Source organism: Pseudomonas sp. R151218B TE3479, from assembly GCF_053629195.1.
Genome location: NZ_JBRJHV010000001.1, coordinates 1,730,396 through 1,745,036 on the forward strand (window position 1 = coordinate 1,730,396; position 14,641 = coordinate 1,745,036).

Annotated in this window: 14 protein-coding genes; 4 read left to right on the plus strand and 10 right to left on the minus strand. The window is 64.0% G+C overall.

Annotation, left to right across the window (positions count from 1 at the left end):
* Nucleotides 1–295: 295 nt before the first annotated feature.
* The 10 genes from AB7M32_RS07700 to cbiE all read right to left on the minus strand — a co-directional run bounded on the left by AB7M32_RS07700 (nt 296) and on the right by cbiE (nt 9,477).
* Nucleotides 296–1,675 carry a PepSY-associated TM helix domain-containing protein gene (locus tag AB7M32_RS07700; protein WP_454249555.1) on the minus strand — a complete coding sequence of 460 codons (1,380 nt, stop codon included), beginning with the start codon at nt 1,673–1,675 and terminating at the stop codon, nt 296–298.
* 190 nt (nt 1,676–1,865) lie between these two features.
* The gene (locus AB7M32_RS07705; RefSeq protein WP_454249556.1) at nt 1,866–3,992 is read right to left on the minus strand and encodes a TonB-dependent copper receptor; all 2,127 of its coding nucleotides are present in this window, start codon (nt 3,990–3,992) and stop codon (nt 1,866–1,868) included.
* A gap of 82 nt (nt 3,993–4,074) precedes the next feature.
* Nucleotides 4,075–4,458, minus strand: a complete 384-nt coding sequence (locus AB7M32_RS07710; protein WP_454252108.1) for a DUF2946 domain-containing protein — start codon at nt 4,456–4,458, stop codon at nt 4,075–4,077.
* Between the two features lie 57 nt (nt 4,459–4,515).
* Nucleotides 4,516–4,995 (minus strand): copper chaperone PCu(A)C, encoded by a 480-nt coding sequence (locus tag AB7M32_RS07715; protein WP_072410229.1) that lies wholly within the window; start codon nt 4,993–4,995, stop codon nt 4,516–4,518.
* Nucleotides 4,996–5,041: 46 nt separating this feature from the next.
* Nucleotides 5,042–5,440: a DUF2946 domain-containing protein gene (locus tag AB7M32_RS07720; protein WP_454249557.1), complete on the minus strand. Its 399-nt coding sequence runs from the start codon at nt 5,438–5,440 to the stop codon at nt 5,042–5,044.
* 221 nt (nt 5,441–5,661) lie between these two features.
* Nucleotides 5,662–5,952, minus strand: coding sequence for an addiction module antidote protein (locus AB7M32_RS07725; protein WP_024617344.1), 291 nt, complete (start codon nt 5,950–5,952; stop codon nt 5,662–5,664).
* A 3-nt stretch (nt 5,953–5,955) separates the two neighbouring features.
* A complete protein-coding gene (locus tag AB7M32_RS07730) occupies nt 5,956–6,258 on the minus strand; it encodes a type II toxin-antitoxin system RelE/ParE family toxin (RefSeq protein ID WP_454249558.1) in 303 nt (100 codons plus the stop codon).
* Nucleotides 6,259–6,450: 192 nt separating this feature from the next.
* Nucleotides 6,451–7,179 carry a cobalt-precorrin-6A reductase gene (locus AB7M32_RS07735; protein ID WP_454249559.1) on the minus strand — a complete coding sequence of 243 codons (729 nt, stop codon included), beginning with the start codon at nt 7,177–7,179 and terminating at the stop codon, nt 6,451–6,453.
* Nucleotides 7,176–8,273, minus strand: coding sequence for a cobalt-precorrin-5B (C(1))-methyltransferase (locus AB7M32_RS07740; protein WP_454249560.1), 1,098 nt, complete (start codon nt 8,271–8,273; stop codon nt 7,176–7,178). The genes AB7M32_RS07735 and AB7M32_RS07740 overlap by 4 nt, the downstream gene beginning before the upstream one ends.
* Nucleotides 8,266–9,477 carry a precorrin-6y C5,15-methyltransferase (decarboxylating) subunit CbiE gene (gene cbiE / locus AB7M32_RS07745; RefSeq protein ID WP_454249561.1) on the minus strand — a complete coding sequence of 404 codons (1,212 nt, stop codon included), beginning with the start codon at nt 9,475–9,477 and terminating at the stop codon, nt 8,266–8,268. The genes AB7M32_RS07740 and cbiE overlap by 8 nt, the downstream gene beginning before the upstream one ends.
* Nucleotides 9,478–10,118: 641 nt before the next feature.
* On the opposite strand from cbiE, the gene cobG reads away from it, so the two are divergent.
* The 4 genes from cobG to cobJ are packed head-to-tail and all read left to right on the plus strand — an operon-like array spanning nt 10,119 to nt 14,485.
* Nucleotides 10,119–11,438: a precorrin-3B synthase gene (gene cobG, locus AB7M32_RS07750; RefSeq protein ID WP_454252109.1), complete on the plus strand. Its 1,320-nt coding sequence runs from the start codon at nt 10,119–10,121 to the stop codon at nt 11,436–11,438.
* Complete coding sequence (locus AB7M32_RS07755; RefSeq protein ID WP_454249562.1) at nt 11,431–12,057, plus strand: precorrin-8X methylmutase; 627 nt, start codon at nt 11,431–11,433, stop codon at nt 12,055–12,057. Before cobG ends, AB7M32_RS07755 begins: the two co-directional genes overlap by 8 nt.
* Nucleotides 12,057–12,788 carry a precorrin-2 C(20)-methyltransferase gene (locus AB7M32_RS07760; RefSeq protein WP_454252110.1) on the plus strand — a complete coding sequence of 244 codons (732 nt, stop codon included), beginning with the start codon at nt 12,057–12,059 and terminating at the stop codon, nt 12,786–12,788. The genes AB7M32_RS07755 and AB7M32_RS07760 overlap by 1 nt, the downstream gene beginning before the upstream one ends.
* Nucleotides 12,788–14,485: a precorrin-3B C(17)-methyltransferase gene (gene cobJ / locus AB7M32_RS07765; protein WP_454249563.1), complete on the plus strand. Its 1,698-nt coding sequence runs from the start codon at nt 12,788–12,790 to the stop codon at nt 14,483–14,485. The genes AB7M32_RS07760 and cobJ overlap by 1 nt, the downstream gene beginning before the upstream one ends.
* Nucleotides 14,486–14,641: the final 156 nt, after the last annotated feature.

The window sequence follows — 14,641 nt, forward strand, 5'->3', positions numbered from 1 at the left end:
AAAAAGCCCGGAAACAGGGAAGTGGCGAGGAGGGGAGGAAGGGCGGTGCACCATGAGTGAACGCGATTCGGGGGCTGGTGCGATGGGGTGCGCTGCATTGGGGCGCCGATGTCACGGTCGCCAACGATCAACTGTGGGAGCGAGCTTGCTCGCGATAGCTGTTTGTCTGCCACATCAATGCTGGATGGGCTGACGCCATCGCGAGCAAGCTCGCTCCCACAGGGGGCTGGGGTCTGCGTTTAGATGGCAGGCGCGACAGTAGAGCGTTCGCGCCGCCTTCCGTTAGTGCACTGTCTCAGCTTGAAGATGAAGCCGCCTCAGGCTGGCGATTGAACCGGGTAACCAGCCGGTCCAACAGCCACACCACCACCAGCGACGCCCCCACCAACGGAAACACCAGCGCCAGGGCCAGCATGATGAAGACCCCGGTCTTCCAGGTCGGCAAGTCGTGACGCAACGGCGGCACGCCGAACTTGCCCTGGGGCCGGCGCTTCCACCAGATCACCAGGCCACTCACGGCGCTGAGCAGGATCATCAGGCAAACCAGCAGCACGAGGATCTGGTTCACCGGGCCGAACATCTTGCCTTCGTGCAGCATTACCCCGGTTTCGGTGGCGCGGGCCACGATGCTGTAGTGCTCCCAGCGCACATCGGCCAGGACCTTGCCGGTGTACTGGTCCACGTGCAGGGTGGCGTCGTGGCGTGGGTCATCGGCGAACACGGCGACGGTGAACACGCCGCTGGCCGTGGTGGGCAACGTGATGCTGTAGCCGGGCGTGACCTGGCGCGCGGTGGCGATATCCTGCACCGCTTGCAGGCTGACGGTTGGGGCGGCGGGGCCTTCGTGCATGCCACCGTGGCCCATGTGCTCGGCATGGTCGCCGGACATCGGCATCGGCGTATTTTCCACGGCCCAGGCCACGGTCTGGCGGTGGGCGTTGTTGAGACTGCCGGCCTCGACGTCGGACTTGGGCACGTCATTCCACATCGCCGCCGGAAAGCGGTTCCAGAGGTCTGCGTATTGCTTGCCCCAGAAGCCGGTCCAGGTCATGCCGCTGAGCAGCATCACCAGCAGGAATGCCGCGCCCCAGAAACCGACGACGACGTGCAGGTCACGCCAGAACAACCGCCCGCGGGCGCTCCAGCGCGGCCACAGCACACCGGCCGATGATTGTCCGCGCGGCCACCACAGGTACAGGCCGGAGACCACCAGTACCACGCCCCAACCGGCGGCCATTTCCACCAACCGGTCACCGACGGTGCCGATCAGCAATTCGCCGTGGATCGCCCGGGCCATGGCTTGCAGGTTGTTCTTGGCATCCTGTTCGCCGAGGACGTCGCCGTGGTATGGGTCGATGAACACATTCAGTTCCCGGCCCTGGTCGATCACCACGAACTGCGCACTGCGCTCGGCGTTGACCGGTGGCAGGTACTGTTTGACCTGGCCTTCGGGGTAGGCCTGGCGGACCTTATTGAGCAAGTCGTCCGCCGCCAGGGTGTGATGCCCGGCCGGCACATTCAGCAGGCTGCCGTACATCAGTGGATCGAGTTGTGGCTTGAACAGATAGATGATGCCGGTCAGGGCCAGCATCACCATGAACGGCGCCACGAACAGCCCGGCATAAAAATGCCAGCGCCAGGCCAGGTTGTAGAAATTCGGTTTCGGTTGGCTCATTGCAAAGCGCTCCGCAGGGCAAATGGGTTGTTATGTTGTGCCGTCAGTCCAGGTGGAAACGAACCCTGTGGGAGCGAGCTTGCTCGCGATAGCAATGATTCAGCTTGCATCGATGTTGAATGGACCTTCGCCATCGCGAGCAAGCTCGCTCCCACAGTTTGTGTTCTTGCTGACAGATCTCCGGTGCCGGTTAGAAACTCATGTCCACCTTGGTCCAGAGCGTGCGCCCCGGTTCGTTGATGGCCTGCGGGTCGCTCGCCGGGTAGCCGAACCCGGCGTTGCCGGCCAGGTTCAAGTGTTCGGCGTAGGCTTTGCCGAACAGGTTGTCGACACCGCTGCTGACCTTCCAGTGCTGATTGATGCGATAGGCACCGTTGAGCGAGAACACGCCGAAGCCCGAGCTTTTGCCGTAGTCCTTGCCCACCACGTTGCCCTTGTTTTCATCGACACGGTGCTGCGCCGCCACCACTCGCCACAGGGCGCCGGCGCTCCAGCGGTCTTCGCTGTAGGTCAGCCCCAGGCGTGCGTCCAGCGGCGGCATTTGCGCCAGGGCGCTGCCGTCGCTGCTGTTCTTGCCCCAGGCGTAGGCCAGGGTGGCGTCGGCTTTCCAGCGCTCGCTCAGCTTGTAGGCCGCACCCAATTCACCGCCCATGATCCGCGCATCGATGTTCTCGGCCCGGGAGGTGCTGCCCATCATGCCGGGGGTGTAGTCGAAGAGGATGTAGTCGCGGACCTGGCCGACATAACCCGATGCCCAGGCTTCGAGGCTTTCGGTCTTGTACTGCAGGCCGAAGTCGAACTGGGTGGTTTTCTCCGGCTTGATCGAGTCGAAGGCATTCAACGAGCCGCTGGGGCCGGCGTTCGGCGAGAACAGCTCCCAGTAATCCGGGAAACGTTGCGCGTGACCGACGCCTGCGTAGAGGGTGGTGGGGCTGTCGTCCAGGTCGTGCTCGTAGCGAACGAAACCGCTGGGCAGCGTGTCGGCGCGAGTGTCGTCGGCGGTGGGATTGGGGCGGGCCGACATGCCGGAACCGGTGCTCTGGCGGTAATCCTTGGCCGAGGCGCGGTCGAGCCGGGCGCCGGTGATCACTCGGTCGCGGTCGGCGGCGTACCAGGTCAGTTCGCCGAACACCCCGTAGTTGTGAAAGTCGGCGTCCTTGGTGTACGGCAGGTCCTTGTAGGTGTCCACGCCCATGCTGCTGCGTTGGCGATGTTCGTTGGTCTGGGCGTCCAGGCCGCTGATCAATTGCACATCGGCCCAGCGCCAGGTGGCCTTGATGCGCGCGCCCAGGGTGCGGCGATCGACGTTGGAAGCCATGGGGCCGGCCATCATCCCGGTGCCGGACGGCGTGCGCAGGGTGTAGTTGTCCATCACGTGGTCGGCATAGTTGTAGTAGACCTGGGCCTCGACCTTGTCCAGCACCTCGCCGATGTTCGAGCGCTCGAAACGCAGCCCGAGGCTTTCGCGCTTGAACTGTGAGCCGTCCATGCCGCGTCCGGCGTAGCGCGCTTCACCGTCGCCCTTGCCGGCCGTCAACTCCAGCAAAGTGTCGGCGTCCGGCGTCCAGCCAAGGGTGACGTCGCCATTCCACTTGTCATAGCGCGACGGCACGGTGTCGTTGTTGCCGTCGCGGTAGTCGTCCGAATGGGCGGTGTTGCCGATCACCCGTACATAGCCCAGCGGGCCACCGGCGGCGGCATCCACCACTTTGTCGAAACGGCCGTTGGAGCCGGCCAGCACACTGGCGTTGACCCTGGTGCCCAGCTCGCCGAACTGTTCCGGCTCGCGCTCGAACAGCACGGTCCCGGCCGAGGCGCCGGGGCCCCAGAGCACGGTTTGCGGGCCTTTGATGACGGTGAGCTTGTCGTAGGTTTCCGGCGAGATATAGGAGGTGGGCGCGTCCATCCGGCCTGGGCAAGCACCCAACAGCATGCTGCCGTTGGTGAGGATGTTCAGTCGCGAGCCGAACATGCCACGCAGCACCGGGTCGCCATTGGTGCCGCCGTTGCGCACCAGGGCAAAGCCCGGAATGGTCTTGAGGTAGTCGCCGCCATCACTGGCCGGCACCGGTTGGCGCGGGTCCTTGGGGTTGGTGACGACGGTCAGGGGCGAACTGGGGGCGATGGCGGTAATGACCGTCGGGCTCAGTTCGTCGACCTGATGGTCGTGATGCTCGTGCTCGTCGGCCAGCGCGAGAGGAGTGAGCAGCAGGCCGCACAGGGCGGCGATGGTTTGGCGCAAACGAACCGGTGGCTCGTTCAGGGGGCAGCGAACCTGGGCAGAGCCCAACGCGATGCCAGCAGAAAACCTGGACATGATGATTCCATCGAACAAACGTAGACGACACGGTCGGGCAGCCTGGGACTGTCTTGTACGACCGGGTGAGTGGAGTGTCGGCTTACGCGTCGAGGGGCGGTGCGCGGGTGCGGGCACCCGGGATGAACGCGGGTCGGGCATGGCCCAGGCGTGGGGACGGACTGGTGTAGGTGTCGGTATGGGGGGTGTCGAAGACGGCGAAGGTGTGACCGCCAGGCAGCGCGGGGCAATTGAACAGCAGGCTGCAATAACCGCACTTTTCCCACAACGCGTGGTGCTCGCTCTGGGGCGGGCAATGTTCGGCCGCCGGCGCTTCGTGCGCCGTCATGTCCATGCCCATCTCCATGTTCATGCTCATGGACGAAGACATGCGCTGATCCATCGGCATCGACTGGGAAATCAGCGGACCGATAAAGATCATCAGCATGGCGAACAGGCTGATCCAGCTGCCGCGTGTCAGGCTCATGGGCTGACGGCGGGGCATGGATGGCCTGGCGCGAAGGGCGTGCACGGGCGGCTACGTCTACTGGGCGTGCATGTGTGTCTTGGTGCCGTCGGGCGCTTTTTTCTGCACCGCGACGTCGACCGTGACATCCCCGGCTTTTTCGAAATGCAGAGTCATGGGGAAGCGCTTCCCGTCGCTGAGCAGGCTGCGGTCATTTAAATCCAGCAGCATCACGTGATAGGCCATTGGCGCGAAAGTGACAGTCGCACCCGGGGCGATATCGACGTCGGATACCGGTTGCATTTTCATCAGGTCGTTTTGCATCACATGCTCATGGAGCTCGGCCTTGCCGGCGATGGGCGAGTCGACGCTGAGCAGCTTGTCGGCGCTGGTGCCGCCGTTGTGGATGACGAAATACGCGGCCACGGTCGGGGCATTGGGCGGCAATTCCTGGGACCACGGGTGGGCGATTTCAAGATCGCCTGCCTTGTACTGGTGAGCTTGGGCAAAGCCGACGGGAAGCAGCAGGGCAGCCAGCAGGATAAGTCTGTTCAACATGGCGATTCTCCGGAACGATTCAGGGCGCGGGTGTGTGCGGAAAGAATCAGACCAGAGGCGAGGCGCGGGGATTGAGGCTTGGCCATTGCTGGCGGGGCGTGGGGCTGTCGAGCTTCGGGTGGACGGCACCGCGATGGGCCAGTTGCGCATCCAGATACAACTGCGGGACATGCCCGGCGAGCGCCACCAACGGCGCTGGACCTGAGCAGCACCAGCAATGCTGCATCGTCGAGTGAGTGTCTTTCTGTGGCGTGCTCTGTTCGAGCGTGCCCAGGGAAATCGCGACCATTTTCGTGCCGCTGGACGAGCAGAAACTGCCCCACAGCAGTTGCTCGGCTGGCGAATTGGCAGTCGCGCCACCGCTGTTGGAAAGCGGCATGGCAAGCATGTTGAACAGCACTGCGAAGCAGGCGATCCAGGCAAATGCAAGCCGTTGTCGGGACATGGGGCAATCCGCTCGGTTGGGCGATCAGGTGGCGGTATTTAGCCTGATCGGGGTTGAGAAGTAAAAAAGGCGTGTGCGGTATAGGGTCGCAGGGCTGGTGTTAACAGTATCAACAGATCTTCAAGTGAGTGCTTTTGTGGCGAGGGAGCAAGTTCCCTCGTCGCGTGTTTTTGATCAATCGGTATTCAATCACTCCAATACGGGAGGGAAGGGAACCTCTGTCAAATGGCCGTCGCATGTAACCTCAAGCCCAAAGCTTTCATGACTTTCATGATAGTTGTGAACTCCGGATTGCCCGTACTTCCCAGTGCTTTGTAAAGACTCTCTCGTCCCAAGCCTGCATCACGAGCAATCTGCGTCATGCCCTTTGCCCTGGCAATATCGTTAAGAGCTGCCCGAACCAGTACGCCGTCACCCGCATCCTCTTCAAAACAGGCATCCAGATAAGCGGCCATTTCCTCAGGCGTCTTGAGGTAGGTGGCTGCATCGAAACGTGTGAATTCTTCAGTCATGATTCACTCCTCATTACCCATGGTTTGCGCCATTTGAACAGCGCGTGCGATATCCCGTTTCTGAGTCGATTTGTCACCTCCCACAAGCAGCAAATAAAGCACGGAGCCTTGACGGGACAAGTACACTCTGTAGCCAGGACCCGAGTGAATACGCATCTCATACACTGCGTTACCCACCGGTTCGCAATCACCAAAATTCCCATGCTCTGCCGATCGGAGCCTGGCAATGATGCGAGCTCTCCCAGCAATGTCCTTCAACCCGTTAAGCCAGGTTGAGAATACTCGAGACTGTTCAAATTCGATCATTTGGATCGTATTCCTTGGGATACATATTGGCAAGCAGCACTTTCCTCGGCACGAGACGGGTCGCTCATGCTTAATGACTGCCAGGTGCTGTGGTGGGTATTAAGGAGCGGAACTATAGAATTGAACGTCTTGGACGAAACAGCCGGCTTCGTCTTGAAAACTTGTCAGAAATGTCGCGCGAATGCGCTGAATTCAGACCCCGTTTTGTAAGGATAAAGCGTCCAGCATTTCATTGATCTCTCCAAACTCCCGATCCACCCCCGCCAACACTGGCCGCCGCAAAACCAACACCGGAACCCCCCGCTCCCGCGCCACCTCCAGCTTCGGCTCAGTGGCCGTGCTCCCGCTGTTCTTGCTGATCAGCACATCGATCTGCCGACGTTCGAATAGCTCGCGCTCGCCTTCGAGGTGGAACGGCCCGCGGGCGCCGATGACTTCGCAGCGTTCATTGCCGGGGTAAACGTCCAGGGCGCGCAGGGTCCAGAATTGCTCTGGCGGAATTTCGTGCAGGTGTTGCAGCGGTTCGCGGCCGAGGGTGAACAGTGGGCGGCGGAAGGGTTGCAGGGCCTGGATCAGTTCAGCCCAATCGGCCACTTCGCGCCAGTCATCCCCGGCCTGGGGCTGCCAGGCTGGACGGCGCAGGGCCCAGCAAGGAATGCCGCAGGCGCGGGCGGCGTGGGCGGCGTTGTGGCTGATTTGCGCGGCGTAGGGGTGGGTGGCGTCCAGCAGCAGGTCGATGCCCTCGGCGTGGATGAATTGCGCCAGGCCTTCGGCGCCACCGTAGCCGCCGACGCGGACCTGGCAGGTGAGGTCGGTGGGGACGCGACCGATGCCAGCCAGGCTGTAGATGTGATTGGGTCCCAGGGTGCGGGCGATGGCCAGGGCTTCGGTGACGCCACCGAGCAGCAGGATGCGTTTCATTGGACGTCTCCGGCGTGACCGACGATCCCACCCTGGCGGTCGATGGCGAAGACTTCGACCTGGACCTGGGCCGGCACCACGCTGCGAGCGAAGGCCAGCGCGTGCTCGCACACCGCATCGCCGAGGGCGATACCGGCGGCGCTGGCCATCGCCAGGGCCTGTTGGCTGGTGTTGGCGTCTCGGATGCCCTGCTGCAAAACCTCATCGGCACCGATGGCGGCCGCCCATTCGGCCAGTTGCGGCAGGTCGATGCTCGAGTGACGGCTGTGCAGGTCCATGTGACCGGCGGCGAGTTTGCTGATCTTGCCAAAGCCGCCGCAGAGGCTGAGTTTTTCCACCGGTACCTTGCGCACATGTTTGAGTACGGCGCCGACGAAGTCGCCCATTTCGATCAGGGCGATTTCCGGCAGGTCGTAGACCCGGCGCATGGTGTCTTCGCTGGCATTGCCGGTGCACGCGGCGATGTGCAGGTAACCGTTGGTCTTCGCCACGTCGATGCCCTGGTGGATCGAAGCGATGTAGGCCGCGCAGGAGAATGGCCGGACGATGCCGCTGGTGCCGAGGATCGACAGGCCGCCGAGGATGCCCAGTCGCGGGTTCATGGTTTTCAGCGCCAGGGCTTCGCCGTCCTCGACATTGACCGTGACTTCGAAACCACCGGCATAACCGCTTTCCTCGGCCAGGCGGCCCAGGTGATCGTTGATCATTTTGCGTGGCACCGGGTTGATCGCCGGCTCACCGACACCCAGCACTAACCCCGGCCGTGTCACCGTACCTACGCCGCGACCGGCGACGAAACGCACGCCGGGTTCGGCGATCAGGCGCACCTGGGAAAACAGCAGGGCACCGTGGGTCACGTCCGGGTCATCGCCCGCGTCCTTGATCGTCCCGGCCTCGGCGCCTTGTTCGGTCAGGCGACAGAACTCCAGGCGCATCTGCACCTGCTTGCCCTTGGGCAGTACGATTTCCACGGCGTCGGCTTCGGTACCGCGCAGCAGCAAACGGGCCGCCGCCAGGCTGGTGGCCGTGGCGCAACTGCCGGTGGTCAGGCCGCTGCGCAGGGGGGCGGGTTGTTCGGCGGTTTCGTCACGCATCGAGAGGTTTCGTCAGGTCCAGCAATGTAATCGGCAAGGCCTGGCGCCAGGTGTCGAATTCGCCCAACGGCTGGGCCTGGGCGATGTGGATGCGGGTCAGCTCACCGCCGTGACGTTCGCGCCAGTGCATCAGGGTCACCTCGCTTTGCAGGGTCACGGCGTTGGCGACCAGCCGACCGCCGGGCTTGAGTTGGGCCCAGCAGGCCTCGAGCACGCCTTCGCGGGTGACGCCTCCACCGATGAACACTGCGTCCGGACGCTCCAGGTTGTCCAGCGCCTGCGGGGCGCTGCCGCGAATCAGTTGCAGGCCGGGCACGCCGAGGGTGTCGCGGTTGCGTTCGATCAAGCCTTGCCGGCCTTCATCGGCTTCGATGGCCAGGGCCCGGCAACTGGGGTGGGTGCGCATCCATTCGATGCCGATGGAGCCGCTGCCGGCGCCGACGTCCCAGAGAAGCTCGCCGGGGGTCGGGGCGAGGCGGGCGAGGGTGATGGCGCGCACGTCGCGCTTGGTCAACTGGCCGTCATGCTCGAACGCGCTGTCCGGCAAACCGGCCAAACGTGACAGTCGCGGTGTCGACGGTTCGGCCCGGCATTCGACGGCGATCAGGTTCAGGTCGGCGACGCTGTCATCGGACCATTGCGCGGCGCTACCGTCGATACGTCGTTCTGCCGCACCTCCCAGATGCTCCAGTACGGTCATGGCGCTTGGGCCGAACCCCCGCTCGCGCAGCAACGTCGCCACGGCGGCAGGGCTGTGACGGTCATTGCTCAGCAGCAACAGCCTGACGCCTGTGGATAAATGCCCATTGAGCGCCGCCACGGGCCGCGCCACCAGCGACAGCGTGACCACGTCCTGCAACGGCCAGCCCATGCGCGCCGCGGCCAGCGAACAAGAAGAGGGCGCGGGGATGACCTGCATCTGATCGCCCGGCAGCTGTTTCGCCAGGCTGGCGCCCACGCCGTAGAACATCGGGTCGCCGCTGGCCAATACACACACCGACTCGCCCCGTCGCGCCAGCAGCGGTTCCAGGGAGAACGGGCTGGGCCATAATTCCCGTTCGCCGCGGATGCACATCGGCAACAGCGCCAACTGGCGAGCGCTGCCAACAATGTGCGATGCCCGCAGCAAGGCATGGCGAGCCGTTCGGCCCAGGCCCTTGAAGCCTTCTTCACCGATGCCCACTACGGTCAGCCAGGGGGTCATCTCTGTTCCTCGAATGAATGGGGTTGATCGACAGGCGTGTTGCCGCCGCGAACCGGGCCGCCATCATACCGCGCCCCGGCGGATCAGGCGCCTGGCGCAACATCATTGTGGCTGCCAGACCGCTTTCGCGAGCAAGCCCGCTCCCACAGTGTTGATGGGGGGAACACAAATTTTGTACCCGCCGAAATCCCTGTGGGAGCGGGCTTGCCCGCGAAGGCGCCGGTCCATTCGACATCATCTTTTCCGGGTAGACCGCCATCGCGAGCAAGCTCGCTCCCACAGGGGATTTTGGGGTGAACACAGGGTCTGTGCATAACTTGACCAAAACTGTGGGAGCGGGCTTGCCCGCGAAGGCGCCGGTCCATTCAACATCATCTTTTTCGGGTAGACCGCCATCGCGAGCAAGCTCGCTCCCACAGGGAATTTGGGTGAACACAGGATCTGTGCACAACTTGACCAAAACTGTGGGAGCGGGCTTGCTCGCGAAGGCGGAGGAACAGACAACCTCATTGGATCAGGCCGCTCGTGTTCTTGAGCAATTCTCGCTTCAATCCGACCAGCAAGCTTTTCATGACCCCCGGCAAAGCAGGCATAATGGCGCTCCTTCGCCAATGTGGCGTTTCTTATTTGCCGGTCTTCCTTTGAACGAACGCCCATCCTCCCCCGTCGTACGCCCCTCCGGTTGCCCGGGGTTGCTGCGTGTCGTCCAGGCGCTGGACGGTGGGATCTGCCGGATCAAGCTCGATGGCGGTTCCATCCAGGCGGATCAGGCCGAAGCCGTGGCGGCGGTGGCCGAGCGGTTCGCCGGCGGTGTGATCGAGGCGACCAACCGGGCCAACCTGCAAGTCCGCGGGATCGGCCCCGGCCATGACGCGCTGATCGAGTCGTTGCTGGCCGCCGGGCTTGGCCCGCGCAAGCCGGCGGGTGATGACGTGCGCAACCTGATGCTCAGTCCCGCGGCCGGGATCGATCGGCAGATGCTGTTTGACACCCGCCCGTTGGCCGAGCGGATCCTCGTCACCCTGCAAACCCATGAACGCTTCCATGAACTGTCGGCCAAGTTCGCCGTGCAACTGGACGGTGGAGAAGCGTTGGCGATGCTCGAACATCACCACGACTTGTGGCTCTCGGTCCTTGTCTGTAAAGGCGAGCCTTGGCTGGCCTTCGGCTTGGCCGGCACCCCGCTGGATAAACCGGCGGGCAGGGTGCCCCTGGCCCAGGGGCACGCCTTGGTGGTAGCGGTGCTGGAGTCGTTCCTCGACTTGGCCCGCCCGGACCAGACCCGCATGCGTCACTTGCTGTCTGAAGTCTCTGTGGATGAGTTCATGACCCGACTGGCCCGCCGTGTGCCCCTGCACGCGTGCCTGGATTGGCAGCGGGATGCGTCCATCGATGGACTGCACCTCGGTGTTCATCCCCAGCACGACGACCGCGTCTACGTCGGTGCGGCGGCGCCCCTGGGGCGGCTCGATGCAGTCATGCTGCGGGGGGCCGCGCAACTGGCGCGGGAGAAGGGCGACGCGAGCCTGCGTTTCAGTCCTTGGCAAAGCCTGCTGCTGCCCAACGTGCGCCGCGCGGATGCCGACGAAGTGCTGGCGCGGCTTGAGGGGTTGGGGCTGTTAGGTTCGAACGATCAACCCCTGGCGCGACTCATCGCCTGCACCGGTTCCAGTGGCTGCGGCAAAGCCTTGGCCGACACCAAGGCCGACGCTCGCCAACTGGCCGAGCTGCTGCAACACCAGGGCCAAACCCTGAAGGTTCATCTGTCGGGCTGCCCGCGTTCCTGTGCGGCGGCCCACGTCGCGCCTGCCACTTTGCTGGCGGTCGCCCCCGGTCGTTACGACCTGTATTTTCGCGATGCCACGTTGCCGGGTTTCGGCGCGTTGCAGGCACACAATTTGACTATTGAAGCGCTCGGCCACTGGCTCGACGCTCGCCCCCGGAGCCCCTTTGATGCTTGATTACATCCGCGACGGTCAGGAGATCTATCGCAACTCTTTCGCGATCATCCGCGCCGAAGCCGACCTGGCGCGCATTCCGGCCGACCTGGAGAAACTCGCCGTGCGGGTGATCCACGCCTGCGGCATGGTCGAGGCCATCGATGGCTTGCAGTTTTCCGAGGGCGCGGGCATGGCCGGGCGCCAGGCACTGGCCGCCGGTGCGCCGATCCTTTGCGATGCGCGGATGGTCTCCGAAGGCGTGACCCGGGCTCGCCTGCCAGCCGACAATCCGGTGATCTGCACCTTGCGCGACGAGCGCGTACCGGCATTGGCCCAGGAACTGGGCAACACCCGTTCGGCAGCAGCGCTGGAGTTGTGGCGCCCGCATCTGGAAGGCAGTGTCGTGGTCATCGGCAACGCACCGACCGCGCTGTTCTACCTGCTGGAAATGCTCGATGCCGGCGCGCCGAAACCGGCATTGATCCTCGGTTTCCCGGTGGGCTTCGTCGGCGCAGCCGAGTCCAAGGCGATGCTGGCGGCCAACAGCCGTGGCGTGCCATTCGTGATCATGCAAGGCCGTCTGGGCGGCAGCGCCATGGCCGCCGCCGCCGTCAACGCCCTCGCCACGGAGATTGAATGATGCAGCAGCCTGGACGTCTGATCGGCCTCGGCGTGGGCCCCGGTGACCCGGAGCTGATTACGGTCAAGGCCCTGCGCCTGTTGCGCGAATCGCCCGTGGTGGCGTATTTCGTCGCCAAGGGCAAGAAGGGCAACGCCTTCGGCATCATCGAGGCCCATTTGCAGGACGCGCAGACGTTGCTGCCATTGGTCTACCCGGTCACCACCGAGGTGCTGCCTGCGCCGCTGTCCTATGAACAGGTGATCGCCGATTTCTACGACACCGCCGCCGAGCAGTTGGCCGTGCACCTGGATGCCGGTCGCGACGTGGCGGTGATCTGTGAGGGCGACCCGTTCTTCTACGGTTCCTATATGTACCTGCACGATCGCCTGGCCGAGCACTATGAGGCCCAAGTCATTCCCGGTGTGTGCTCGATGCTGGGGGGCGCTTCGGTGCTCGGCGCGCCGCTGGTCTATCGCAACCAGAGCCTGTCGGTGCTCTCCGGTGTCCTGCCCCACGACGATCTCAAACGTCGCCTGGCCGATGCCGATGCGGCGGTGATCATGAAGCTGGGACGCAATTTCCCCAAGGTTCGCCAGGTGCTTCAGGAACTGGGCATGGACGGGCGAGCGCTGTACGTCGAGCGAGCGACCATGGCCAACCAGAAAATCGTGCCGTTGGATGAAGTCCAGCCGATGTCTTCGCCGTACTTCTCGCTGATCATCGTGCCGGGCGAACGGTGGCAGGGTTGATGGCCGCCAAGACGCCGGCCATCGTCATCCTCGGCCCCGGCAGCCTGGCAACAGCCCGACGGATCCAGCAGCGTTACCCCGACGCCCCGATTCACGGCCTGGCCGGACGGGTCGAGGGTGATCGGCAATACCTCGAGTTCGGCGCGACATTGCGTGAACTCTACCAACAGGATACGCCGATCATTGCCCTGTGCGCGGCGGGCATCGTCATCCGTACCCTGGCGCCGCTGTTGCTGGAAAAAGGCGCCGAGCCGCCAGTGCTGGCCGTGGCCGAGGATGGCAGCGCCGTGGTGCCGCTGCTGGGCGGCCTGGGCGGGGTGAATGGCATGGCCCGGGACATCGCGGCCACGCTGCAAGTCGCACCGGCGATCACCACCAGCGGCGAATTGCGTTTCGGCACGTGCCTGCTCAATCCACCCAGCGGTTACAGCCTCGGCGACCTGGAGCAAGGCAAGCGCTTCGTCTCCGACCTGTTGGCCGGTGAGCCGGTGCGCATCGAAGGCGCAGCACCGTGGCTGGATCAGGCGCAGTTGCCGCAAGATCCGCAAGCCCGGCGTACGATCCACGTTAGCCATGCCGAGCGTGAGGCGAGCGCCCATGAGCTGCTGATTTATCCGCGCAGTGTCGCGGTAGTGGTGAGCGCCGAGGTGGCTGATTTGCCAAGCGCCGCTCGTGCAGCGTTGCAGCGAGCCAACGTGGCGATTGCGAGCCTGGCCTGCCTGGTGGCGGCGGATACGCTGATGGTCAGCACGGCCTTGCGTGAAGCCGCACTGGAACTCGGGGTGGCGCTGCGCTTTGTGGCGGCGACAGGCGATGCCGCCACCTTGGCCCGCAGCTCGGTGCCGGCGACGACGCTCCTTTCGGCAACGGACGACCTGGCCATCGCCGTCGCCGCTCAGCCCTTGGATGTGGCACGAATCGGTCGTCCGCGCGGCCGTCTGGCGGTGATCGGCCTGGGGCCGGGCGCTGCAGAGTTGATGGTGCCGGCGGTGAAAGCCGAACTGGCGCGGGCCACCGATGTGCTCGGTTACGAAACCTATGTGCGCATGGCCGGCCCGTTTCGCGACGATCAAGTGCTGCACTGCACCGATAACCGCGAAGAAATGCAGCGCGCTCGTCATGCCTTTGAACTGGCTGCCCTAGGTCGTTCGGTGATCGTGGTGTCGTCCGGCGACCCAGGTGTCTTCGCCATGGCGGCGGCGGTGCTCGAAGCGTTGCACGAATCCAGCGACCCGGCCTGGCATCACGTTGACCTGGAGATACTGCCCGGCGTGTCCGCCTCCCTCGCTACCGCCGCCCAGGCTGGTGCGCCGTTGGGGCATGACTTCTGCGTGATGTCGTTGTCGGACAATCTCAAGCCCTGGTCGATCATCGAAAAGCGTCTGGACCTGGCTGCCGAAGCCGATCTGGCGTTGGCCTTCTACAATCCGATTTCCCGTGCGCGACCGTGGCAATTGGGCCGTGCGCTGGAAATCGTCGCCCGGCACCGCACGCCGGAGACGCCGGTGGTGTTGGGGCGTGACATCGGTCGTCCGGGCCAGACCCTGCGTGTCACCACGTTGGGACAGCTCACGGCCGAGCAGGTGGATATGCGCACCATGGTCCTGATCGGTTCTTCCACCACCTGCGTGTTCCCACGCGCCTCCGGCGGAAACTGGGTGTACACGCCTCGATGGTATGGGGCCAAACCTGCCTGAACCGCGACCCCGTTCATTCATGGATGGCTACTGTGGCGAGGGAGCCCTGTAGGAGCTGGCGAAGCCTGCGATCTTTTGGTCTTTCGCTTGAGACTCAAGTGTCTGGGGAAAGATCGCAGCCTCGCTTCGCTCGGCAGCTCTTACCGCGGTTAAGGG